22 protein-coding genes are annotated in these 22459 nt (G+C 73.3%); 11 read left to right on the forward strand and 11 right to left on the reverse strand.

Annotation, left to right across the window (positions count from 1 at the left end; genetic code table 11):
* Positions 1-1671 (reverse strand): MFS transporter, encoded by a 1671-nt coding sequence (locus ACTEI_RS01880; protein ID WP_122981866.1) that lies wholly within the window; start codon positions 1669-1671, stop codon positions 1-3.
* Positions 1672-1722: 51 nt separating this feature from the next.
* Between ACTEI_RS01880 and ACTEI_RS01885 the strand changes: the two genes are divergently transcribed.
* Positions 1723-2439 (forward strand): TetR/AcrR family transcriptional regulator, encoded by a 717-nt coding sequence (locus ACTEI_RS01885; RefSeq protein ID WP_122976052.1) that lies wholly within the window; start codon positions 1723-1725, stop codon positions 2437-2439.
* A gap of 74 nt (positions 2440-2513) precedes the next feature.
* Here the strand turns inward: ACTEI_RS01885 and ACTEI_RS01890 are convergent, their stop codons facing one another.
* Positions 2514-2909: a rhodanese-like domain-containing protein gene (locus tag ACTEI_RS01890; RefSeq protein ID WP_122981867.1), complete on the reverse strand. Its 396-nt coding sequence runs from the start codon at positions 2907-2909 to the stop codon at positions 2514-2516.
* Positions 2906-3379 (reverse strand): cysteine dioxygenase, encoded by a 474-nt coding sequence (locus ACTEI_RS01895; RefSeq protein WP_122976053.1) that lies wholly within the window; start codon positions 3377-3379, stop codon positions 2906-2908. The genes ACTEI_RS01890 and ACTEI_RS01895 overlap by 4 nt, the downstream gene beginning before the upstream one ends.
* Before the next feature lie 361 nt (positions 3380-3740).
* On the opposite strand from ACTEI_RS01895, the gene ACTEI_RS01900 reads away from it, so the two are divergent.
* The 3 genes from ACTEI_RS01900 to ACTEI_RS01910 all read left to right on the forward strand — a co-directional run bounded on the left by ACTEI_RS01900 (position 3741) and on the right by ACTEI_RS01910 (position 6196).
* The gene (locus ACTEI_RS01900) at positions 3741-4805 is read left to right on the forward strand and encodes a neprosin family prolyl endopeptidase (RefSeq protein WP_239082548.1); all 1065 of its coding nucleotides are present in this window, start codon (positions 3741-3743) and stop codon (positions 4803-4805) included.
* A 147-nt stretch (positions 4806-4952) separates the two neighbouring features.
* Positions 4953-5474 carry a sigma-70 family RNA polymerase sigma factor gene (locus tag ACTEI_RS01905; protein WP_122976055.1) on the forward strand — a complete coding sequence of 174 codons (522 nt, stop codon included), beginning with the start codon at positions 4953-4955 and terminating at the stop codon, positions 5472-5474.
* Positions 5471-6196: a zf-HC2 domain-containing protein gene (locus tag ACTEI_RS01910; RefSeq protein ID WP_122976056.1), complete on the forward strand. Its 726-nt coding sequence runs from the start codon at positions 5471-5473 to the stop codon at positions 6194-6196. Before ACTEI_RS01905 ends, ACTEI_RS01910 begins: the two co-directional genes overlap by 4 nt.
* 15 nt (positions 6197-6211) lie before the next feature.
* Here the strand turns inward: ACTEI_RS01910 and ACTEI_RS01915 are convergent, their stop codons facing one another.
* Both ACTEI_RS01915 and ACTEI_RS01920 read right to left on the reverse strand, forming a co-directional pair.
* The gene (locus ACTEI_RS01915) at positions 6212-7663 is read right to left on the reverse strand and encodes a DHA2 family efflux MFS transporter permease subunit (RefSeq protein ID WP_122976057.1); all 1452 of its coding nucleotides are present in this window, start codon (positions 7661-7663) and stop codon (positions 6212-6214) included.
* A 35-nt stretch (positions 7664-7698) separates the two neighbouring features.
* Positions 7699-8187 carry a response regulator gene (locus tag ACTEI_RS01920; RefSeq protein ID WP_122981868.1) on the reverse strand — a complete coding sequence of 163 codons (489 nt, stop codon included), beginning with the start codon at positions 8185-8187 and terminating at the stop codon, positions 7699-7701.
* A 135-nt stretch (positions 8188-8322) separates the two neighbouring features.
* On the opposite strand from ACTEI_RS01920, the gene ACTEI_RS01925 reads away from it, so the two are divergent.
* On the forward strand, positions 8323-9339 hold the full coding sequence (locus ACTEI_RS01925) for an NADPH:quinone reductase (protein ID WP_122976058.1): 1017 nt from the start codon (positions 8323-8325) through the stop codon (positions 9337-9339).
* On the opposite strand, the gene ACTEI_RS01930 is transcribed toward ACTEI_RS01925, so the two are convergent.
* The 6 genes from ACTEI_RS01930 to pseB are packed head-to-tail and all read right to left on the reverse strand — an operon-like array spanning position 9317 to position 15504.
* On the reverse strand, positions 9317-10327 hold the full coding sequence (locus tag ACTEI_RS01930; protein WP_122976059.1) for a PseG/SpsG family protein: 1011 nt from the start codon (positions 10325-10327) through the stop codon (positions 9317-9319). The two genes, ACTEI_RS01925 and ACTEI_RS01930, sit on opposite strands and share 23 nt — an antisense overlap.
* The gene (locus ACTEI_RS01935) at positions 10324-11019 is read right to left on the reverse strand and encodes a cytidylyltransferase domain-containing protein (protein WP_239082554.1); all 696 of its coding nucleotides are present in this window, start codon (positions 11017-11019) and stop codon (positions 10324-10326) included. The genes ACTEI_RS01930 and ACTEI_RS01935 overlap by 4 nt, the downstream gene beginning before the upstream one ends.
* Positions 11020-11051: 32 nt before the next feature.
* A complete protein-coding gene (locus ACTEI_RS01940; protein WP_122976061.1) occupies positions 11052-12560 on the reverse strand; it encodes a class I SAM-dependent methyltransferase in 1509 nt (502 codons plus the stop codon).
* Positions 12557-13396, reverse strand: coding sequence for a hypothetical protein (locus tag ACTEI_RS01945; protein ID WP_122976062.1), 840 nt, complete (start codon positions 13394-13396; stop codon positions 12557-12559). Before ACTEI_RS01945 ends, ACTEI_RS01940 begins: the two co-directional genes overlap by 4 nt.
* A 3-nt stretch (positions 13397-13399) precedes the next feature.
* Positions 13400-14524, reverse strand: coding sequence for a DegT/DnrJ/EryC1/StrS family aminotransferase (locus ACTEI_RS01950; RefSeq protein ID WP_122976063.1), 1125 nt, complete (start codon positions 14522-14524; stop codon positions 13400-13402).
* On the reverse strand, positions 14524-15504 hold the full coding sequence (gene pseB, locus ACTEI_RS01955; protein ID WP_122976064.1) for a UDP-N-acetylglucosamine 4,6-dehydratase (inverting): 981 nt from the start codon (positions 15502-15504) through the stop codon (positions 14524-14526). Before pseB ends, ACTEI_RS01950 begins: the two co-directional genes overlap by 1 nt.
* 189 nt (positions 15505-15693) lie before the next feature.
* Here pseB and ACTEI_RS01960 point away from each other — a divergent pair, with 189 nt between their 5' ends.
* From ACTEI_RS01960 to ACTEI_RS01985, 6 genes are read left to right on the forward strand one after another with little or no spacing between them, the layout of a single operon-like run.
* Positions 15694-15936, forward strand: coding sequence for an acyl carrier protein (locus ACTEI_RS01960; protein WP_122976065.1), 243 nt, complete (start codon positions 15694-15696; stop codon positions 15934-15936).
* Positions 15933-16664 carry an SDR family NAD(P)-dependent oxidoreductase gene (locus ACTEI_RS01965; RefSeq protein WP_122976066.1) on the forward strand — a complete coding sequence of 244 codons (732 nt, stop codon included), beginning with the start codon at positions 15933-15935 and terminating at the stop codon, positions 16662-16664. The genes ACTEI_RS01960 and ACTEI_RS01965 overlap by 4 nt, the downstream gene beginning before the upstream one ends.
* Positions 16661-17884: an AMP-binding protein gene (locus ACTEI_RS01970; RefSeq protein ID WP_122976067.1), complete on the forward strand. Its 1224-nt coding sequence runs from the start codon at positions 16661-16663 to the stop codon at positions 17882-17884. The genes ACTEI_RS01965 and ACTEI_RS01970 overlap by 4 nt, the downstream gene beginning before the upstream one ends.
* Entirely contained in the window at positions 17881-18915 is a 1035-nt protein-coding gene (locus ACTEI_RS01975; protein ID WP_122976068.1) for a LuxE/PaaK family acyltransferase, read from the forward strand. Before ACTEI_RS01970 ends, ACTEI_RS01975 begins: the two co-directional genes overlap by 4 nt.
* A complete protein-coding gene (locus tag ACTEI_RS01980; RefSeq protein ID WP_122976069.1) occupies positions 18912-20099 on the forward strand; it encodes an acyl-CoA reductase in 1188 nt (395 codons plus the stop codon). The genes ACTEI_RS01975 and ACTEI_RS01980 overlap by 4 nt, the downstream gene beginning before the upstream one ends.
* A gap of 11 nt (positions 20100-20110) precedes the next feature.
* The gene (locus ACTEI_RS01985) at positions 20111-22411 is read left to right on the forward strand and encodes a hypothetical protein (RefSeq protein WP_122976070.1); all 2301 of its coding nucleotides are present in this window, start codon (positions 20111-20113) and stop codon (positions 22409-22411) included.
* Positions 22412-22459 lie beyond the last annotated feature (48 nt).

Below are 22459 nucleotides of genomic sequence, written 5' to 3' on the forward strand. Positions count from 1 at the left end.
TCAGTGCCCCGCGTCGTCCGGCCGGGCCCGGCGGGGCAGCAGGAACGTCAGCCCGAGCGCGGACAGCAGGAGCAGCAGGGACACTCCGGTGGTACGGATGGTGGTGTCCTCGAACCCGGCACGGACCTGCTCCGCCGCGTACGCCGCGAGCGCCGGGTCGGCGGCCGGGCCGGCGTCCCGGCACGACGGCGGCGTGACGTCCGGATTCGTCTCGGCCACCCGGTCGGTCAGGCACTCGCGCAGGCCCGCGACGACCGCCGGGTGCGCGTCGGCGGGCACCCCGGCGGTCGCCAGCGTGGCCCGCAACGCCCCGGCCGAGTCGTCCACGTGCCGCCCGACCGCGCCCGGCAGCAGCGCGAAGAAGACGGTGCCCAGCACCGCGATGCCGAACGCCCCGCCGAGCTGCTGCACCGAGGTGATCGCCCCGGAGGCCGAGCCGCTCTCCTCGTCGTCCACGCCGGCCAGCACGATGCCGAAGAACGGCGCCATCGCCAGGCCCATCCCGATGCCGAGCACCAGCAGCGCCGGGGCCATGTGCCAGGGGGTGATGCCGGCCCCGGACAGGCGCACGGTGCCGGTGAAGACAACGGTGCCCAGGATCATCACCACCGTGCCGGCCTGGAGCAGCCGGCGCCCCAGCCGCTCGGCCAGGCCGGCGCCGGCCACGACGAAGCCGGCCACCATGCCGAGCGCCTGCGGCAGCGTGGTCAGACCCGCCTTGAGCGGCGAGTAGCCCAACCCGATCTGCAGGTAGAAGGTGAAGACCAGGCCGGTGCCGATCAGCGAGGCGAAGAACATCAGGCCCAGCGCCAGGCCGCCGGTGAACGCCCGCTTGCGGAACAGGCTCGGGGTGACCAGCGGATCGAGGCCGCGCCGGTCCCGGCCGCCCTCGTAGACCGCGAACAGCCCGAACGCGACCACGCCGAGCGCCAGCATGGCGAAGGTCCAGGCCGGCCAGTCCAGCTCGCGGCCCTGCACCAGCGGGAAGAGCAGCAGGAACGCGCCACCCGCGGCGAACAGCACGCCCAGCCAGTCCAGCCGCGGCGCGCGCTCCAGCCGGGACTCGGGAAGGTAACGGATCGCGCCGAGCACCGCGAAGACGCCCAGCGGCAGGTTGATGAAGAAGATCATCCGCCAGCCGGAGCCGAAGTAGTCGGCGTCGACCAGCCACCCGGCCAGGATCGGCCCGCCCACCGAGGACAGTCCCATCACCGGGCCGAACGTCCCGAACGCCTTGGCCCGCTCCTCCGGGCCGAACATCTCGCGCATCATGCCCAGCCCCTGCGGCAGCATCAGCGCGCCGAACAGCCCCTGCACCGCGCGGGCGCCGACCAGGAACCCGGGCAGCGGGGCCAGTGCGCAGGCCAGCGAGGCGAGGGTGAAGCCGGCCGCGCCGACCAGGAACATCCGGCGGCGGCCGTAGATGTCGCCCAGGCGGCCGCCGGTGAGCAGGCCGATGGCCATGGCCAGGGTGTACGCCGCGCCGAGCCACTGGATGAGGCTGTACGACCCGCCCAGCTCGGCCCGGATCACCGGTCCGGCGATCGTGGTGACCAGCGCGTCGAGCAGGTCCATCACCTCGACCGTGAGGATCACGAAGAGGGCGACCCAGCGATATCGGTACGGCCCGGTGTCGATGGTCGTCTGCGTTTGAACGCTGTTCGTCGTCACGAACACCGTTCTAGTGGCGAACAGTGTTCGTGTCAATTAAATTAGTCGCCGATGAACAGCTCCCCCTGGCGCCCGCTCCCCGAACGGCGACCCACCCGCGTGCTGCTCGACCGCGAGCAGATCATCGATGCCGCGCTGCGGATCTCCGACGCGGAAGGCATCGACGCGGTCAGCACGCGGCGGGTCGCCGCCCAGTTCGGCACCGGCCCGTCCAGCCTCTACGCCCACGTGTCCAACAAGGACGAGCTGCTCCGGTTGATGTTCGACCGGGTCTGCGGCGAGATCGAGCTGCCTGCGCAGGAGCCGGAGCGCTGGCAGCATCAGATCAAGGAGCTGATGCGGAACACGCACCGGATCCTGCTGGCACACAACGACCTGGCCCGGGTCGCCCTGGCCATGATCCCCAACGGGCCGAACGCGCTGCGCGCCTCGGAGTGGATGCTCAGTCTGGCGATCAGGGCCGGCCTGCCCCCGGACCTGTCCGCGTGGGCCAATGAGCGGATCTTCCTCTACGTCACCGCCGACGCCTACGAGGCCTCCATCTGGCGGGCCCAGCTGCGCCACCTGGGCCGGCCCAAGGCCGAGGTGGAGCGGCAGGTCAAGGGCGATCTGCGGGGCTATTTCAACGACCTTCCCGCGGACCGGTTCCCCTACCTGAGCAGGCACGCCGACGCGATGGTCTCGGGCACCACCGAGGAGCGCTTCGAGTTCGGGCTCGACCTGCTGATCGACGGGCTGCAGCGGTACGTCGGAAAAACCACCGGGTGAGACGTTGCTCACCGATGCCGGTGACGTGGGCGGCGGGCGGCGCGATGTGCCCGCCCCGGCCTCCCGCCGCCGCCTCAGACGGTCGGCAGACCGGCGGCCCGCCAGGCGGCGAACCCGCCGGCCAGGTCGGTGGCCCGATGCAGGCCGAGATCCTGCAGGGCGGCCGCGGCCAGGCTGCTGGTGTACCCCTCCTGACAGGTGATGATCACCTGGAGGTCGTAGCGGTCGGCGAACGGCAGCCGGGCGTCGCTGCGCGGGTCGAGGCGCCACTCCAGCACGTTGCGTTCGATGATCAGCGCGCCGGGGATCTCGCCGTGCTCGGCGCGCTGGGCGGCCGGCCGGATGTCGATCAGCACGGCGCCGTCGCGGACCGCGGCGTCGGTCTCGGCCGGGCTCAGCCGGACCAGCCGGGCGCGCGCCCGGTCGAGGATCTCGGCGATGCCGCGGGAGCCGGGCGGGGGTGTGCTCACCACTGGGCGCCGGCCCGGTCGACGGTCAGCGTCTCCAGGCCGGCCGGGCCCAGACGGTACCTGGTCATGCTGGTCAGCGCGGGGCCGTAGACGTGCACGCTGATCGCCGGGTCGGCGCCGCGGTTGACGATGCGGTGCAGGTGGTGGGTGCCGAACCGGCGGCCGGCGCCCTCGCCGAGGTCGCGGCTGACCACCCGTGGCGTGGTCGCCGGTCCGCTGACGGTGTCCTCGGTGAGCGTGCCGCTGAAGACGTGGAACGCTCCGGCCGAGCCGCCGTGGTCGTGCAACTCGGTCTGCTGCCCGGGCAGCCAGGTGAGCAGCCACACCTCGTAGTCGTCGGTGACCGCGAGGCGGTGGTACCACCGTCGGTCCGGGTCGAACCGTGGTGGCGTGACCCAGGTCTGCGGCGCCTCGGCGAATCGTCGCGCGACGGCGAGATGGTCCAGGCGGGTGGCGGCGGTGACGGGCATGCGGAACTCTCCTCGACTCAGATATACATTACCTATCGGCAAGATAGGTTTTATCACAGCGCCACGGCGGGTGAAGCACGTTCCCGGAACCGGCATGTCACCCGAAAGAGGCTTAACCGAGTTCACCTCTTTCGAGGGGATAGTGCGGAATGCTCAGCGCGACGACCTCGACACGCTCCGTGGGACACGGTCGAAATCGTGTCACCGGAACGGCCGACCCGCTCAGCCGTTACGGCAGAGTTCCTGGTCAGGACGTCCTTGTGCAATTGAGGAAGCTATATGGTGGGCGGCGCCGGCGGGAGCCGGTTGCCGGAGGAGGCCAGCCCGCCCCCGATGCCCTCCGATGAACGAGGACGGACACGTGTTGAAGTCACGCCGCGGTCTGCTCGCCGCCGGCCTCACCGTCGCGGTGATCGGTGCGATCGGAGTCGCCTCCACCCTCAACGCCGGCGCCGAGCAGATCCCCGGCGCACCCGTCGCGGCGCCGGCCTCCGCACCCGTCGCGGCGCCGGACGCGCAGCCGCCGGCCAGCCTCCCCTGGGGCACGAAACCGCAGCGGGTCAAACGCGGCCGGGACGGCGCCACCAGCCGGGCGCTCAAGGCCGCCGGGCTCAGCGCCGCCGCACCGGCGGGCGGCGACCGGACCACACCCGACGACGAGTACGCCCCGAAGGGCCGCAGCTCCCGTTCCACGTTCCTGAAGACGGCCCGGACCACGGTGGTGCCGCCGGAACCGCCCAGCACCGACCCGTCGCCCGCGCCCAGCAGCTCCGCGCCGACGGTCACCTTCCTCTACAACGTCGGCTCGCAGGCCGCCGTCTCGGAGGGCGCCTACGCCAACCTGACGATCAACAAGCCGGTGCTGGACAAGAGCGATTACCACACCCTGGCCGAGCTGGCCGTGCAGTCCGCCGACGGGGCGCAGATCGTCGAGGTGGGGTGGACGGTCGACCGGGTGGTCAACGGCGACGACGACCCGCACCTGTTCGTCTACCACTGGGTCGACCGGCAGGCCACCTGCTACAACGGCTGCGGCTTCGTGCGGTACAGCAAGACCGTCGCGCCCGGCGACACGCTCACCGTCGACACCCAGAAGAAGTTCGGCATCCAGTTCTACGGCGGCGCCTGGTGGGTGGCGTACGACACCGAGTGGGTCGGCTACTTCCCGGCGAAGATCTGGGACAACGAGTTCACCAGGACCGGCATGGTGCAGATCTTCGGTGAGGTCGCCGCGTCCTCGGACCGGCCGTGCACCCAGATGGGCAACGGCAGGCCGGCCATCGACGCCACCTCGGCCCGGATCGGCAGCGTGTCGTACCTCAACGGTCCCGCCCCCGACCTGGTGGTACGCAGCACCAGCGACTACTACCGGGTTTCCAGGCTGACCGCCCGCACGTTCCGCTACGGCGGACCCGGGGCCTGCTGAGCCGCCGCGCCCGCCCACCGGTGCCCGGTCCCTCGTACGGGGGTCGGGCATCGACGTTTCTCGGTTCCTCGCCCCCACCGTGAACCGGTCCGCGTGCCACGATGTACATCCGGGTGGCCGGGCGGAACCCGAGGGGAGCTGGCGCCGATGAAGCGACGGGTGAGCCCCGACGAGCAACTGATGACCGCGCTCTACACGGAGCACTACGCAATCCTGATCAATTTCGTCTCGCGATACGTCTCCGACCGGCACAAAGCCGAGGACCTGGTCCAGGAGACGCTGTTACGGGCCTGGAAGCACATCGACCACCTCGACCCGGAACCCGGGCGAACCCGGTCGTACCTGCTCACCATCGCTCGTAACGTGGTGACCAACGCGTGGCGGGCGGAACAGCGCCGGCCCCGCCTGGTCTCCGACGAGACCGCGGTCAACTCCGTGCCGTCGGCGGACAATGTAGATCAGATGGTGGAGGGCTGGCTGGTCGCGGAAGCGCTGGAGCGGCTGTCCCCGGAGCACCGGGCGGTGATACAGGCCATGTACTACGAGGGGCAGAGCGTGGCCGACGCGGCACGACGGCTGTCGGTGCCGGAGGGCACGGTCAAATCGCGCGCCTATTACGCGGTCCGCGCGCTGCGCACCGTCTTCGAGGAGATGGGGATGCTGCGATGAGCGACCTCGACGAGCACGACAGCCTGCACCGGCTGCTCGGCGGATACCTTCTCGGTGGCCTGGACGAGACGGACACCGACCGGCTGGACGCGCATCTGCACGACTGCGCCGACTGCCGGGCCGAGTTGGACCGGCTCGCGCCCGTACCGGAGATGCTCCAGCACCTGCCGGATGCCCGGCACGCCGGGGGTGGTCTCCCGCCGCTCACGGTCGCCCCGACCGCGCGGCCGAGCCCGCAGCACATCGAGAGCCTGCTCAGCCGGATGCGGGCGGAGAAGACCCGGGAGTCACGGATGAGCCGGGTACGGTGGCTGGTCGCCGCCTCGGTGGCGGTCATCGCGGCCGGCGCGATCGGGTACGGCGTCGTCGGCAACGACCGCACGGCACCGCGGCCGCCGGTCGCCCAGCAGACCGGCGCCGTGCAGATCACCGCGGACTTCCGGGCCGCCGCCGGCAGCGGGATGGGCGGTCAGGCGGTGCTCACCCCGAAGGCGTGGGGGGTGGAGATCGCGCTGAACATGAGCCGGATGGAGGGCACGGCGCCGTTCTTCTGCATGGTCAGACGCGCCGACGGCACCATGGAGCAGGCCGCCGCCTGGGGCGCCACCCCCGAGCACACGGCCAAGGTGAGCGGCGCCAGCTCGATCCCGGCGGCCGACGTGCGAGCCATCGTGATCACCGACAGCGGCGGGAAGGTGCTGGGCACCGCGGCCGTGGCGTGAGCCGGAGCGGGCGGCTCACCGCCGGGACCGGACCGGCGGCGACGCCGGATCGCAGAAGGAGTGGTGGGCCGCCGGCCGCGGCGCACGCCCGGGGATGGTCAGGAACGCCGCGGCCGCGCCGGCCACCATCAGCCCGGCGCAGATCAGCATGGCGTCGCGGTACACCGGGGCCAACAGGGCCGGCTCGGTCAGGGACCCGGCACCGAGCCCGGCGGCCAGCGGGAGCACCGCGACCGCGAGCAGGCCGGCGGCCCGGGCCACCGCGTTGTTGACGCCGGAGGCGATGCCGGCGTGCGCGTCGTCCAGGGCGCCCAGCGCGGTGGCGGTCAGCGGGGCCACCAGCAGGGCCAGCCCCAGGCCGAAAAGCACGACGGCGGGCAGCACCCGGGTGAGGTAATCCGCGTGCACGCCGATGGTGGACATCAGCAGCAGGGCCGCCGCGCAGAGCAGCGGGCCCGCGGTCATCGGCAGCCGCGGACCGATCCGTTCGCCCAGCGCGCCCCCGCGGGCCGAGAGCAGCAGCATGAGGACCGTGACCGGGAGCATGGCCAGTCCGGCCGCCAGCGCCGGGTACCCCGCCACCACCTGCAGATTCACCACGACCAGGAAGAACACGCCGCCGTTCGCGGCGTACACCAGGAAGGTCACCAGGTTGGCGCCGGCGAACGCCCGGTTGCGGAAGATCTCCGGCGGCACCAGGGGGTGCGCCGAGCGCAGCTCGGCGGCGGCGAAGGCGGCCATCCCCAGTACGCCCAGGGCCAGTGGGACCAGCACGGCCGGATGCCCCGCGCCGTGGGCCGGCCAGGCGGTGAACCCGTACGTCAGCCCGCCCAGCCCGGTCGCGCCGGTGACCAGCCCGAGCACGTCGAAGCGCCGGGCCGCCCCGGGATCGCGTGACTCCGGCACGTGCCGGACGGCCACCCACAGCACCAGCACGGCGACCGGCACATTGATCAGGAAGAGATACCGCCAGCTGCCGAGTTCCAGCAGCCAGCCGCCGAGGAACGGGCCGAGCGCGCCGCCGATCCCGCCCAGCCCGGACCAGGCGCCGATCGCCCGGGCCCGGTCCCCGGGTGCGAACGACGCCTCCAGGATGGCGAGCGCGCCCGGGGTGAGCAGCGCGCCGCCGACGCCCTGCAGGATCCGCGCCGCGACCAGCAGCCCGACGTCCGGGGCGAGGCCGCACAGCAGCGACGACAGCGCGAACCAGGCGACGCCGGCCAGGAAGATCCGCTTGCGGCCGAACCGGTCGCCGAGCGAGCCGCCGACCAGGACCAGCGCGGCCAGCGACAGCGCGTAGCCGTTGACGGTCCACTGCAGACCCGCGGCCGACGCGTCCAGGTCCCGGCCCAGCTCGGGCAGCGCCAGGTTGACCACGGTCGCGTCGACGAAGGCCAGGCTGGAGCCGAGCACGGTGGCCAGCAGCACCCGGCGGCCGGCTGCGGTGCCGTACCGGACCGGTTCCATGCGGCGACGATACGCCGGGCCCGGCCGGCCGATCGTCATGCCGTGCGCCGCAGGTCGCTCTCCTCGTGGCGGGCCCGCGGCGCGGGTTGCGCGACGGCGTGCCGGGCGGCGGCCAGGGCGGCCCGGCAGGCGCCGGCCGAGCGGGCCGCTCCGGCGCCCGGCCGGTGCAGCAGGTCACCGAGCCGGGCCAGCAGCTCGTTCCGCGCGAACGGCTTGGTCAGGTAGTCGTCGGCCCCGGCGTGCAGCGCGGCGGTGACCTGGCCGCGGTGCGGGTCCGCGCTGATCACCAGGATCGGCAGGGATTCCAGGGCCGGGTCGTCGCGGATCCGGCGGCACAGGTCGATGCCCGAGACGCCGGGCATACGCACGTCGATCAGGGCCGCGTCGATGCCGCCGTGGGCCAGCTCGTTAAGCGCGCCGGACGCGTCGGCGGCAGTGACGACCTGGTAGCCGGTGCGGCGCAGCGCGAAGGCGAGCAGATCGCGATGATCCACCTCGTCGTCGGCTATCAGCACTGTGAACACGCGGACCTCCAAGGCCGGGCAGCGACGTGCCCACTCCTGTTCGGCAACCGGGTGGCACCGCTGAGGGGTTGCGGGTTTCGACTCGGCGCACGATCGCCGAACGCCCGGCCCGCCGGACGGTCATAGGGTGGAGGGATGCGCGCTGCCGTCTTCCACCAGCCCGGTCCGGCCTCCGATGTCCTGCGGATCGTCGAGCGTGCGCTGCCGCCGGCCGGGGCCGGGCAGGTGCGGGTCCGGATCGTGCTGTCGGCGGTGAACCCGACCGACACCGGCACGCGCGCCGGCCGCGGCGTGCCGGACGGGGTGCGGCCGCCGCGCGTGCCGAACCAGGACGGCGCCGGTGTGGTCGACGCGCTCGGCGAGGGCGTCACCGGCCTGGAGGCGGGGGACCGGGTCTGGGTCTGGGACGCCGGTTACGGCCGGGTGGACGGCACCGCCCAGGAGTACGTGGTGCTGCCCCGCCGGCAGGTGGTCCGGATGAACGACGACGTCCCGTTCGAGACCGGCGCCGCGCTGGGCATCCCGGCGCTGACCGCGCACCGCTGCCTCACGGCCGCCGCGGCCGGCCCGGCGCGGCTCGCCCCGGGTGCGCTGGCCGGGCGGACGGTGCTGGTCGCGGGCGGCGCGGGCGCGGTCGGCAACGCCGCGATCCAGCTCGCCAAGTGGGCCGGCGCGACCGTGCTGACCACGGTGAGCAGCACGGCGAAGGCCGAGCTGGCGGCTGCCGCCGGAGCGGACGCGGTGATCGACTACCGGGCGGAGGACGTGGCCGCCCGGGTGCGCGAGCTGAGCCCCACCGGCCCGCACCTGATCGTCGAGGTGAGCACCGGCAACCTCGACCTCGACCTGGACGTGCTCGCCCCCGGCGGGGACATCGCGATCTACGTCGCCGGCCGGTTCGGCATGCCGAGCTTCAAGGCGATGCTGAAGAACGCCGGCCTGCACTTCGTGCTGACCTACACGACCACCCGGGAGCAGAAGGACGACGCGGTGGCCGCGGTCGCCGAGGCGGTGAACGCGGGCGCGTTCCGGGCCGGCGCCCGGCACGGCCTGCCGATCATCCGGTTCCCCTTCGACCGGGTGGCCGAGGCCCACGAGGCGGTCGAGAGCCACGCCGTGGGCAAGGTCGTCATCGAGGTGACCCGGCCCTGACCAGCAGGGCGTCCGCGACGCGCTCGACACCGCGGCCGTCCACCGCGGCCCACCCGGCGGCGGCCAGCGCGGTGCGCTGCGCCGGATCGGTGAGCAGCGTGCGCAGCACCCCGGCGGCGGAGTCGTCGAACGCGCCGAGGCGGCCCAGCCCGGCGGCGTACCCGCGCGCGACGGTCCGGTGGTATCCGAGGATCTGGTTGTCCACCACCCACACCAGGGCGGCCGCCCGGCCCAGGCAGAGCAGCTCCCAGGTCGACGTGCCGCTCGCGCTGACCACCAGGTCGGCGTCGGCGAGCAGCTTCGGCAGGTGATCGGTGGGCCCGATGATCTCGAACCGCTGCCCCGGCCCGGCCGGCACCGCGAGCAGCTCCGAGCGCAGCGACTCGTCGGCCGCCACCACGGTCGCGTCGAAAGGCACGCCGGCGTCCGTGAGCAGCCGCGCGACCTGCGGCGCGGCCCGGTAGGCGTCGGTCCCGCCGAAGAACGCGACCACCTTCGGGGTACGGACGTCGGAGTGCGCCGGTGCGGCCACCGGGCGCAGCTGGCGTATCGCGGAGCGCAGCAGCGCGTAGTCGAGCCCGGTCAGCCGTACCCCGTCGGCGTCCAGCTCGGTGTCCAGGTTCTGGTCGACGTAGATGTCCGCGCTCTGCCCGCGCGTCGTGCCGTCCACGATGGCCAGCACCGGTGTCCCGGCGGCGCGCACCGCCACGGTGTGCTGCGGCGGCAGCGTGTACGAGTCCACCACCAGCGCGGCCAGCCCCAGCCGCCGGACCGCGGCGACCAGCCCCACCTCGTCGTAGGGGGCCGGGTGCCACGGCAGGCCGCGCTGCTCCAGCTGGGCCTGCGCCCAGGTCACGCCGCCCAGGTCGCTGAGGAAGTGCACGTCCACGCCACGCCCGGTGAGCTCCTCGGCCAGCGCGACGCAGCGGACGAGATGCCCGACGCCGGTCCGCGGCCCGGCATCGCACCTGATTCCGATCGCGGTCATGCCTGGGAGAGCTCCTTCTGCGGCACGTGCGCGTTCAGCTCGACCAGCTCGGGGTGCCCGGCGAGCCAGTCGCTGAGCGTCTCCACGCTGACCGGCCGGTCGCCGAACCGGTCGACGATCGCCTCGATCAGCTTCCAGTCGTCCTCGGTGTCCAGGGTCAGCCGCAGGTGCGAGCGGTCCGGCAGCACGGTCACCCCGATCACGTCGAACTCCGCCGGGTGCGAGTAGATGTACGACGTCACGTGCGTCCGGTGGTGCTCGGTGGCCCGCTCGTCGATCGCCCGCAGCACCCGGGCGCGGACCACCTCGACGTCCAGCCCGCGCGGCAGCGTCCGGGTGATCGACGTGGTCAGGTAGTCCACCCCGGACGCCTCGAAGATCCGGGCCACCCGCCGTACCAGCGCCGGGTCGAGCAGCGGGCAGTCCGCGGTGAACCGCAGCACGGTGTCCGCCGCACGGCCGTCGAGCACGCCGAGGAACCGGGTCAGCACGTCATCGACCGGGCCGCGGTGACACGCCACCCCGATCCGGGCGCACTCCGCCTCGACCGCGTCGTCGGCGGCCTCGGTGGTGGTCGCGACGACCAGGTCGTCGAGGACGCCGCTGTCCCGGGCGGCGCGGACCACCCGGTGCAGGACGGTCCGGCCGCCGAGCCGGCGCAGGACCTTGCCGGGGAGCCGGGTGGAGCCCATCCGGGCCTGGATGATGCCGAGGGTGGTCACAGTCAGTCCTTCGGTCCGTCGGTCAGTCGGTTGCGAGCCTTGCGGGCGATGGCCAGACCGGCCTTGACGGCGCGGTAGCCCAGGGTGCCGCTGAACGCGGCGATCTGTATCCGGGCGCGGCCCAGCTCGGCGTCGCGCTTGGCCAGCTCGTGCTCGAAGAACCCGGCCCGGGCCTCGGCGTCGGCGAGGCGCCGGCGCAGGGCGCGGAGCTGCTCCTCGTGCTCGCGGCGGTGCTCCGGCAGCGGCTCCGGCGCGACCTGCGGCGCGCCGTCCACGCCGGCCGCGCCGGCCAGCACCTCGGTGAGCCGGTCCACCTCGGTGATCGCCGGCCACGGGTGGGCGTAGCCGCCGGTGGTCAGGGTGCGCGCGAACCGGGCCAGCGCGTCCGGCTGGTCCGGGGCGTCCGGGTCGAGCAGCGCGTACCGGTCGCCGTCCACCAGCACGTTGCCGGCCGCCGCCGTGGGCAGCGCGGCCATCCAGCCGCTCAGCAGCCGGCGCAGCACCGGCAGCTCGTGCCGCAGCGCCGCGGTGAGCAGCAGTTCCTCCAGCAGCCGGCCGGGCGGCAGCGGCGCGTCCGGGACCGCCGGGCGGCCGTCGAGGGCGCGGACCGTCCGGCGCAGCCAGCCGCCGTCCGGCCCGCTGACCAGCTCGGCGACCGCCCGGTCGGAGGCCAGCAGCACCGGTGGCAGCGTCACCGCGGGCGTGGTGACCGGCGCCCGGTGCGCGACCGCCAGCCAGGCGGGCGCGAGTTCGGCGCCGAGGCCGCGGCGCACGGCCGCGCCGGCGAGCCGGCGCGGATCGCTCAGGACCGGGCTGCCCGCGTACGCCGTGGCCACCGCCCCGGCGGCCAGCGCGCCGAGCGCGTCCACCGGTCCGTACCGCAGGGTCTCCGGGGTGACCAGCATCGCCGGCCGGCCCGGCAGCGGCCAGGCGGCGGCGAGTCCGGCCACCGGCAGGCCCTCGGCGCCCAGTGCGGCGGCCAGCCGGTCCGGGCGTCCCGGCGCGGCGCCGAACTCACCGAGCGGTCGCCAGGCGTCGCCGGTCTGCGCCGCGGTCGGCGTGCCCGGGTCGACCAGGCGGTGCACGCCCAGCTCGTTCTCCACGGTGAGCAGCAGCAGCCCGCCGGGGCGCAGGGTGCGCCGCAGCGCGCGCAGCGCATCCGGCCAGTCCAGCTGCGGGCCCTCCGGCGAGCAGAGCCGGGTGGTGCCGTCGAGGGCGAGGACCGCGTCGTACCGCTCGGGGTCGTCGAGCTTGGGCAGCGTGCCGCAGAGCACCCGGACGCCGGGGACGGCCCGCCGGTCCTGCGCCAGCGCGTCCGGGTGCGAGCGGAGCAGGCAGGTCACCTCGCGGCCCGGGGCCAGTGCGGCGACCAGGTCCGCCTCGTGCGGGCCGGCGAGCAGGATCCGGCTGCCGGTGGGCACGCGGGCGGCCAGGTGGCGCAGCAGCGGGCCGCCGGCCGGGGGCAGCTCCTCGGCGTACTCGGGCATCTCGCCCCCGATGAGCTGGATCATGCCGCCTCCCGGTGCGTGTTCGCGGCCCGGTGGGCCGTGGTCCAGCCGAGCAGCGCGCGCAGCTCGGCCGGCGAGGCCAGGTAGCCGTCGCCGAGCTCGGCCAGCGCGGTGGCCCGGGCGGTCGCCGGGTCGGGCGCGGCGCCGTGCAGCTCCGGCCACTCCCGGCGGATCCGCTCGGCGGTCGCGGCGTCCTCGGCGGCCAGGCGCATGGGGTCGCCGTAGACGGCCGGCTCGCAGCCGGCCGCCGCGCCGTAGAGCACCGCGCTGCTCAGCCGGTTGGACGCGACCCGGCGGTGCCGGCGCAGCTCGGCCAGCTGGTTGTGAAGGAATCGGGCGTCCGTCTGCATCCGCAGGTAACCGCGGTAGCCGTGACAGATGACCCGTCCGGCCCGCTCGTAGAACGCCCGCACCCGGTCGTCGCGGTACTCCTGCCAGTACAGGCAGAAGGTGACCGGCCCCGGCTCGGTGGCGATGATCTCGTCCACCAGCCGCTGGTGGTCGCCGGTGACGTGCTGGCCCTCCCACCCGTGGAACGGGTACCAGATGGTGCCCTCCCGCGGGCCGTCCGCGGCGGGCGCCGACCGCAGCAGGTAGAGGAACGGCGCGCCGATCACCGTGGCCCGCGGCCGGCCCATCGACCACGCGCGCCGCCGGGTCCGCTCCGACCACACGAAGATCGGCGAGCCGGGCGCGTACGGCGTGCCGGCGCCCAGCCCGTCCAGCACGTTCCAGCCGTGCTGCAGGTAGCCCTCGACCCGGGGCGGGTGCGCCGGGTCGAGACCGCAGTACTCCGCGAGCACGTGGGCGTGGCCGTAGAAGTGGTTGCCGTGGTGCACCCGCTAGCTCCCGAGAATGCCGCGCAGGGTGTCGATGACGCGATCCTGGTCGGTGTCGCTGAGGTCGACGAAGAGCGGAAGGGAGAGTTCCTCGGCGTAGAAGGCCTCGGCGACCGGGCACATGCCACGCCGGTAGCCGAGATCGGCGAAGACCGGGTGCCAGTACACCGGGATGTAGTTGACCTGGACGCCGATCCCGGCCGCCTGCATCCGGTCGTACACCTCCCGGCGCCGGCCGTCCAGGACGCGCACCGGGTAGAGGTGCCGCATCGGGTCCACGCCGTCCGGGGTGACCGGCAGCCGCAGCCCGGGCACGTCGGCGAGCAGCTCGTCGTACCGGGCGGCGAGCTGCTGCCGGCGGGCCTTGAACGCGGCCAGCCGGCGCAACTGGGCGCTGCCCAGCGCGCAGAGCACGTCCGGCAGGCGGTAGTTGAGCCCGAACTCGTGCACCTCGTAGAACCAGCGGCCCTCGTCCCGGCGGCGCAGCAGCTCCGGTTTCTTGACCATCCCGACGGTGCGGAAGGTACGGGCGCGCTCCAGCAGGTCGGGGCGGATCGAGGCGACCGCGCCACCCTCGGCGGTGGTGAGGTTCTTGGTCGGGAAGAAGGAGAAGGTGGTCAGGTCCGCGATCGACCCGACCGGCCGGCCCCGGTAGACCGAGCCGATGGCGTGCGCGGCGTCCGCGACCAGCACCGCCCCGGCGCTGTCGCTGATCTTGCGGAGCCGCTCGTAGTCGGCCGGCACGCCGGCGTAGTCGACCGCGGCGACCGCGCGGGTGCGCCCGGTGACCGCGGCCTCGGCGGCGGCCGGGTCCAGGTTCGCGGTGTCCTCCTCGACGTCGGCGAACACCACGGTCGCGCCGAGCATCGCCGCCGCCGACGCGGTGGCCACGAAGGTCATCGGCGTGGTGACCACCTCGTCGCCGGCCCCGATGCCGGCCGCGGCGTACGCGGCGTGCAGCGCGGTGGTGCCGTTGGTGACGGTCACGCACGGCGCCCCGGCGACCCGTTCCAGGTCCGCCTCGAACTCGGTGACCCGTGGCCCGGTGGTCAGCCAGTCACTGTCCAGTGCGGCCACCACCGCCGCCACGTCGGACGGCTCGATGGACTGGCGTCCGTAGGGCAGCATCACTTCTCCGTGAGCAGCGAGCGCATCTCGTCGACCGACAGCCAGAGGTCGTTGTTGTCCGAGCGGTAGTTGAAACCGTCCGCGACCTCCTCGCCGCCCTCCGGCGACTCGTAACCCCAGCTCGCCGCGACCGGCTGGACCACGTAGCGGTCCTTGAAGCGCAGCGTCCGGCGGCTGTCGTCGGCGGCGATCATCTCCTCGTGCAGCTTCTCGCCCGGGCGCATGCCGATCTCGTGGCTCGGCGAGCCGGGCGCCACCGCCTCGACCAGGTCCATGATCCGCATACTGGGGATCCGTGGGACGTACAGCTCGCCGCCGCGCATCACGTCGAACGAGTTGACGACGAACTCGACCGCCTGGTCCAGGGTGATCCAGAAGCGGGTCATCCGCTTGTCGGTGATCGGCAGGCTCCGGCCCTCGGCGGCCAGCCGGCGGAAGAACGGCACCACCGAGCCACGGCTGCCCATCACGTTGCCGTAGCGGACCACGGCCAGGCGGGTGGGGTGGGTGGCGGCGTAGTGGTTGCCGGCGATCACGATCTTGTCGGCGGCCAGCTTGGTCGCGCCGTACAGGTTGATCGGGCTGGACGCCTTGTCGGTGGAGAGCGCCACGACCTTCTTGACCTCGGCGTGGATCGCGGCGTCGATGACGTTCTGGGTGCCGTTGATGTTCGTCGCGACGAACTCCGACGGGTTGTACTCGGCGGTGTCCACCTGCTTGAGCGCGGCGGCGTGCACCACGTGGTCGATCCCGTGCATGGCCCGGTCCAGGCGCGCGCGGTCGCGGATGTCGCCGAGGAAGAACCGCAGCCGCGGGTCGCCGGAGAACATCTGCCGGACCTCGTACTGCTTCAGCTCGTCACGGGAGAACACCACGATGCGATGCGGGTCGAGGTGGGTGAGCGCGTACTTGAGGAACGCCTTGCCGAACGACCCGGTGGCACCGGTGACAAGGATCGAGGATCCGCTGATTTCAGACACGTGTTTTCTCCGGGGGACTGGGCGGTGAGCCGCTACGGGCCGGAAGCATAACCACCGGTGCACGCAATTCTGCCAGTCGTGGAGAACAGCCAGTGGCAATTCATTTTCAGTTCAACCGGTATTGGTCGAAGCGACCGCGCGCCTGCGGGATGGTGGTCTCCTCCATTCATCACCCCTGGGAGCAACACCGTGACTGAGCTGCAGAGACTGCGCGCCGCGTTCCGTACCGCGCTGGACCTTCCGGCGGACGCGCCCGTGGACGACCTGCGCTACCAGGACAACGAGAAGTGGGACTCCCTCGCGCACATGTCCCTCGTCGCGACTATCGAAGATGAATTCTCGGTAATGATCGACACCGATGATGTCATCAATATGTCCAGCTTCGCCGAGGCTGTGCGAATCCTCGGTAAATACGGCGTGGACGTCAAGTGAGCGTCGCCCTGATCACCGGTGCGTCGCGCGGCATCGGGCGAGCCACCGCGCACCGCCTCGCCGAGCAGGGCCACGATCTGATCCTGCACGGGCACGGTCCGGCCGCGGTGGCCGAGACCGCCGAACTCCTCGCCGGCAAGTTCGGCGTGACCGTCGTGTCCGGCGCCGGCGACATCGCCGACCCGCAGACCAGCAAGGCGCTGGTCCGGCTGGCGTTCGAGAACTTCAAGCGGCTGGACGCGCTGGTGGTCAACGCCGGCACGCACGCGGCCGGGATGCTCGGGATGACCGGTGACGACACCATCGAGCGGCTATTCGCGGTGAACGCGGCCGGCGCGGCGCACACCCTGCAGAACGCGGTGCGCCTGCTGGCCCGCGGGGAGAACCCGGCGGTGGTGCTGACCGCCTCGATCACCGGCACGCACGGCGCCGCCGGCCAGGCCGTCTACGCCGCGTCCAAGGCCGCGGTGGTGGGCCTGACCCGGTCGGCGGCCAAGGAACTCGGCCCGCGCGGGATCCGGGTCAACGCGGTCGCCCCCGGCTTCATCGCCACCGACATGCTGGACACCCTGGACGAGGCCGGCCGCGCCGAGCGGATCGCGAGCACCGCCCTGGGCCGGCTCGGCACCGCCGAGGAGGTCGCCGACGTGATCGCCTTCCTGCTCTCCGCCCAGGCCCGGTTCGTGACCGGCCAGATCGTCGGGGTCGACGGGGGACTGACGCTGTGAACCTGCTCCACCCGGACGCCCGCGTCGTCGACGCCGCGACCGGCGAAGAACTCACCCCGGCGCTGATCGACGCGGCCGCCGCCGAGCTGGCCGGTGAGCGGCTGGTCTTCCTGCCGATGCCGAGCACGGTCCCGGCGGTCGCCCGGTACCTCGCCGCGCTGCGGCTGGGCGTGCCGGTCGTGCTGCTCGACCCGGACACCGACCACACCGGCCTGATCGAGCGGTACGCCACCGATCAGGTCCACCCGGAGCTGGCGCTGCTGCTGACCACCAGTGGCTCGACCGGCAACCCCAAGCTGGTCCGGCTGTCCCGATCGGCGGTGCTGGCCAACGCCGAACAGGTCGCCGAGAGCCTCGGCATCACCGGCGACGACGTCGCGATCACCACGCTGCCGCTGTTCTACTCGTACGGCCTGTCGGTGCTGCACTCGCACCTGCTGCGCGGGGCGACGGTGGTGCTCGAGCGCACCGGGATCATGCAGCGCGACTTCTGGGCGGCGGCGCACGAGCACCGGGTCACGTCGATGGCGTTCGTGCCCTACCAGTACGAGATGCTGCGCCGGCTGCGCTTCGACCCGGCGAAGTACCCGTCCCTGCGTACGATCACGCAGGCCGGCGGCCGGTTGCGGACCGAGCTCGTGACCGAGTTCGCCGCCCGGATGACCGCCGTGGGCGGCCGGATGTTCGTCATGTACGGCCAGACCGAGGCCGCGCCCCGGATGGCCACCCTGCCCCCGGAGCGAATCGCCGACAAGCTCGGCTCGGTCGGCCTGCCGATGCCCGGCGCCGCCTTCGCGATCGAGGACGGCGAGGTGGTCTACCGCGGCCCGAACGTGATGATGGGCTACGCCGAGTCCGCCGCCGACCTGATCCGGGGCGACGAGATGGGCGGCGTGCTGCGCACCGGCGACCTGGGGCGGCTCGACGAGGAGGGTTTTCTCTTCATCACCGGCCGGCTCAAGCGGATGGGCAAGGTGTTCGGCGTCCGGATCAACCTGGACGACGTGGAGCGCAACTTCCCGGTGACCGCGGTGGCCGGTGACGACCGGCTGCACGTCTTCGCCGAGGGGATCGGCGACGACGAGGCCCGGGCGCTGCGTACCAAGATCGCCGAGTGGCTCGGCAGCCACTTCACCGGGATCGACGTGCGTGTCGTCGAAGCCCTGCCGCTGCTGCCCAACGGCAAGACCGACTATCGGGCGCTGGAGGCGTCGCTGTGAGTGTCTTCACCCTCTCCCAGAAGGAGAAGGAAGCGGCCCTGCTGCCGCAGCTGGCCGAGTTGACCGCGCACCACCGGGCGCGCTGCGCGCCCTACGATCGCATCCTCGCCGCGTCCGGCTTCTCCTCCGCCGGAAGCCTCGCCGAGCTGCCGTGGCTGCCGGTCCGGCTGTTCAAGACGCTGGAGCTGAAGAGCATCCCGGACGACGAGGTGTTCAAGGTGCTCACGTCCAGCGGCACCACCGGCGACGTCAGCAGGATCTACCTGGACAAGGCGGCCGCCGCGCAGCAGCAGCGGCGGCTGGCCGCCACGGTGCAGACCGTGCTCGGCGGCAAGCGGCTGCCGATGCTGCTGGTCGACACGAAGGCGATGCTCAAGGACCGCCGATCGTTCAGCGCCCGGGGCGCCGGTGTGCTCGGCATGTCCACCTTCGGGCGCGACCACGTGTGGGCGCTGGACATGGACGGCCGCGTCGACCTCGCGGCGATCCGCGGCTTCCTGGACAAGCACGGCGGCGAGCCGTTCCTGATCTTCGGGTTCACCTTCCTGGTGTGGCTGCACCTCTACGAGGTGGCCCGGGACCACGGCCTCGACCTGAGCAACGGCATCCTGATCCACTCCGGCGGCTGGAAGAAGCTGGTCGACCAGGCGGTCTCGCCCGAGGAGTTCCGGTCGCGCCTGGCCGGGGTCGGCCTGACCCGGGTGCACAACTACTACGGCATGGTCGAGCAGATCGGCACGATCTTCCTGGAGGGGCCGGACGGTGGCTCGCTGTACTGCCCGGACTTCGCGGACGTGGTGGTCCGCGACCCGCAGACCTGGGCGGAGCTGCCGCCCGGCGAACCGGGCCTGCTGGAGGTGGTGAGCACGCTGCCCACGTCGTACCCGGGCCACGTGCTGCTCACCGAGGACCTCGGGGTGGTGCACGGGATCGACGACGGGGCCTGGCCGGGCAAGCGGTTCTCGGTGCTCGGGCGGCTGCCGCGCGCCGAGGCCCGGGGCTGCTCCGACACCTACCGGGAGGCGGCATGACCGTCCAGTTCCGCTTCGGCGCGCCGGGTGACCTGACCGCGCCGAGTGACGACCGGCTCACCGTCGGCGATCCGCGGGTCGTCGACTTCCTCGCCCGGCTGGCCCGCAGGCTGCTCACCCCGGCGCTCGCCCGGCGGCACCCCGAGCTCGGCTCGCTCGGCTACTTCCTGCGGCCCGCCGAGCTCAACCGCGCGGTGGAGCGGATGCGGCGCGCGGACGCGCTGGTCTTCCCGCGGGGCAACGTCTTCCACCTGCCCCCGGCCAACGTGGACACCATCTTCGTGTACTCGTGGGCGCTGTCCGCGCTGGCCGGCAACCACAACGTGGTGCGCATCTCGACCCGGGCGGCCGGCGCGGCGGAGACCATCTTCGAGGCGCTGAACGAGGTGGACGCCGATCCGGTGATCGCCCGTACCCAGCGGATGGTCACCTACGGCCGGGACGACGCGATCACCTCGGCGCTGAGCCGGTGGTGCGATCTGCGGGTGATCTGGGGCGGCGACGCCGCGGTGGACGCGATCCGCGCGCACCCGCTGCGGCCGTCCGCCCGCGACCTGACCTTCCCGGACCGGACCTCCTGGGCGGTGCTGTCGGTGCCCGGATGGCGGGCCGCCGACCCGGCCACCCGCCGGGCCGCCGTGACCGGCTTCGCCAACGACGCGTACTGGTTCGACCAGGCCGCGTGCTCGTCCCCGCGGACCGTCTTCCTGGTCGGCGCGGGCGACCCGGCCGACGTCCGGGACGAGTTCCTGCAACTCCTGCTGCAGGTCGTCGACCAGCGCGGCTGGACCGTGGACGCGGCCATGGCGGTGGAGAAGCGGGTCAACGCGTACGGGCTGGCGGCGACCGGCGCGGCGGATGCGCTGCAGTTCCCGGACAACCGCATCACCGCGCTCACCCTGACCGGAAGCGATCAGGTTCCGCGGCGCTGGATCGGGGCCGGAGCCTTCCCGTTCGCGCAGGTCGGCTCGCTGGTCGACCTGGTGCCGGCGATGACCCGGCAGGACCAGACCGTCAGCCACTTCGGCTTCACCCCGGCCGAGTTGAACGAGTTCGCCACCGCGCTGGGCGGGCGCGGCGTCGACCGGATCGTGCCGTTCGGCTCGGCGCTCACCTTCGGCGCCGTCTGGGACGGCTACGACCTGCCGGCCGAGTTCACCCGACTGACCACCCTGCAGATCTGACAGCCGAGGCGATGACCACCACGGGGGAGATCGACACGTCGCGGGTCACCGAGGCGCCGGCGGACATGTCGCCGCCGGCGCGCCGGGATCCGCGGGCCCTGCGGGCCCTGCTGCCGTGGGTGTTCCCGGCCGTCGCGGCCCTCGCGGCGCTGCTGGGCAGCGACACCCCGGCCCGCGAGGTCGCGCTCTACGCGGCCTACCTGCTGCTGGCCGTCGTGACCCCGGGCACGCTGGTGTTCCGGGGGCTGTTCGGCAGCCGCGGCAACTGGCCGGAGGACCTCGGCCTGGGCGCGGCCACCGGCCTGGTGGTGATGCTGGCCGGCTGGGCCCTGGGCGCCGCCACCGGGCTGCAGCACCTCCTGATCCTCTGGCCGGTCCTGGTCGTGCTGCCGTTCCTGGCCGTGCCGCGGCTGCGGCGGCACTGGCGGCGCGGCCCCGGGGATCCGCTGCCGCTGCGCTGGTCGTGGGCGATGGCGGCGACGCTCGTCGCGATCACCGGCTGGGCGGCCACGGTCTTCGCGACCCCGCTGCCCCCGGTCACCCACGAGTACTACCCGGACCTGTACTACCACCTGGCGCTGGTGCACGAGATGATGCGCTCGATGCCGTTCCAGGTGCCCCAGCTGGCCGGCGACACGCTGCGGTACCACTACCTCTCCGACGCGGACATCGCCACCGCCAGCATGGTCACCGGCATCGCGCCGACCACGGTGCTGCTGCGGCTCTGGCTGATCCCGATCGTCTCGATCGCCGCGGTCGTGTACGCGGTGCTGGCCCGCGCCCTGACCGGCCGGTGGTGGGCCGGCCCGCTGGCGGCCACGGTCGCCTTCGCCGGCCAGGCCCTCTCGCTGGGCTCGGCCGTGCCGACCTTCTCCGCCCCCGTGCCGGTCACCGTGAACAGCCCCTCGCAGACCTTCGCGGTACCGCTGATCGGCCTGTTCGTGGTGCTCGCCGTGGACCGGCTGCGGGGCCGCCCGCTGGGCTGGGGCTGGGCGTTCCTGCCGGTGCTGGCGGTGGCGTGCGCCGGGTCCAAGGCGAGCGTGCTCCCGCCGGTGGCGGCCGGGCTGGCGCTCACCGGTGCGGTGACGCTGTGCCGGCGCAGACCGCCGTGGGCGGCGGCCGGCCTGCTCGCCGTCACCGGGTTCGGGATGGCGGCCGGACTCCGGCTCTTCGCCGGCGGCGGGGCCGGCACCCTGCAGCCGCAGGCGCTGAGCCTGCTCGGGTGGATCGAGCCGTACCGGGACACGCTCGGGGCCGGCGACGGCGTGGTCCGCAACGGGCTGGTGCCGCTCGGTGTGGAGCAGGCCGGCACGGCGGGCCGCTGGTTCGTCGCCTGGGTGGTGCTCTGGGCGTTGCTGCTGCAGGCCCCGCGGCTGGGCGGGCTGCTGCGGCCGCGCGGCGCCACCCGTACCGATCCGGCGTTCCCGCTGCTGGCCGGCATCGTGGTGGCCGGGACCGGGGCGGCCTGGGCGCTCTGGCATCCGTCGGCGAGCCAGCTGTACTTCTTCGCCGCGGCCGCCCCCTTCGGCGCGGTGCTGCTGGCCTGGTCGCTGGCCGACCGGGTACGCGGGTGGCGCGCGCCGGTCGCCGGGCTGATCGCCGGGGCGCTCGGCGAGCTGCTGCTGCCGGCGGTGCACGTGCCGGCCCGGGAGACGATCGGGAACTGGGCGTGGACGCTGGCCGTACCGGTGCTGCGGGTCGCCGCGCTGACCGTGGCCGCGATCCTGGTCGTGGTCCTTCTCTGGCGTCGGCGCGGCGCCCGTGCCGTGCCGGTCGCCCTGCTCGCGGCGGTGGCCGGCGCCTCGATCGCCGGTGGCGTCCGGTGGACCACCGAGACCCTCGCCGACCCGCCGGTGAAGACGAGCAACAAGGGGGTGGCGGTGCGCGCCCCGGAGATGGCGGCGGCGCTCTGGCTGGACGCGAACGCCGGCCGGGACGACGTGGTGGCCACCAACGTGCACTGCATGCCGATGCGGGTCAAGGTCTGCAACGCCCGGGCGTTCTGGGTCGCCGGGCTGGGCGGGCGGCGCACCCTGGTGGAGAGCTGGGCCTACAGCGACGAGACGGTGGCGGCCAACGGCCGCGACGGGCTCAAGTACTTCTACCAGCCGGCCCCTGAACCCGGCGTGTACCAGCTCAACGAGCGGGTGTTCAGCCGGGCCGACCCGGCCGACGTGGCGCGGCTGCGCGACGATTACCGGGTCCGCTGGCTGTTCGCCGACACCCGGGCCGGTGCGGTGTCGCCACGCCTGGCGGACGTCGCACGGTTGCGTTACCAGCGGGGGACGGTGACCGTGTACGAGGTGCGGTAGGGGGTTAACCCTACTGTCCAGACGGCGGTCCGCAGGATCGGATGGGAG

It is taken from the genome of Actinoplanes teichomyceticus ATCC 31121 (assembly GCF_003711105.1).
Taxonomy (GTDB): domain Bacteria; phylum Actinomycetota; class Actinomycetes; order Mycobacteriales; family Micromonosporaceae; genus Actinoplanes; species Actinoplanes teichomyceticus.

Bases quoted from the DNA above. Each gene is read 5' to 3' on its own strand.
- ACTEI_RS01885 (WP_122976052.1), top strand. From the start codon at position 1,723: ATGAACAGCTCCCCCTGGCGCCCGCTCCCCGAACGGCGACCCACCCGC.
- ACTEI_RS01895 (WP_122976053.1), bottom strand. From the start codon at position 3,379: ATGCCCGTCACCGCCGCCACCCGCCTGGACCATCTCGCCGTCGCGCGA.
- ACTEI_RS01905 (WP_122976055.1), top strand. From the start codon at position 4,953: ATGAAGCGACGGGTGAGCCCCGACGAGCAACTGATGACCGCGCTCTAC.
- ACTEI_RS01910 (WP_122976056.1), top strand. From the start codon at position 5,471: ATGAGCGACCTCGACGAGCACGACAGCCTGCACCGGCTGCTCGGCGGA.
- ACTEI_RS01915 (WP_122976057.1), bottom strand. From the start codon at position 7,663: ATGGAACCGGTCCGGTACGGCACCGCAGCCGGCCGCCGGGTGCTGCTG.
- ACTEI_RS01925 (WP_122976058.1), top strand. From the start codon at position 8,323: ATGCGCGCTGCCGTCTTCCACCAGCCCGGTCCGGCCTCCGATGTCCTG.
- ACTEI_RS01930 (WP_122976059.1), bottom strand. From the start codon at position 10,327: ATGACCGCGATCGGAATCAGGTGCGATGCCGGGCCGCGGACCGGCGTC.
- ACTEI_RS01935 (WP_239082554.1), bottom strand. From the start codon at position 11,019: ATGGGCTCCACCCGGCTCCCCGGCAAGGTCCTGCGCCGGCTCGGCGGC.
- ACTEI_RS01940 (WP_122976061.1), bottom strand. From the start codon at position 12,560: ATGATCCAGCTCATCGGGGGCGAGATGCCCGAGTACGCCGAGGAGCTG.
- ACTEI_RS01950 (WP_122976063.1), bottom strand. From the start codon at position 14,524: ATGCTGCCCTACGGACGCCAGTCCATCGAGCCGTCCGACGTGGCGGCG.
- ACTEI_RS01980 (WP_122976069.1), top strand. From the start codon at position 18,912: ATGACCGTCCAGTTCCGCTTCGGCGCGCCGGGTGACCTGACCGCGCCG.
- ACTEI_RS01985 (WP_122976070.1), top strand. From the start codon at position 20,111: ATGACCACCACGGGGGAGATCGACACGTCGCGGGTCACCGAGGCGCCG.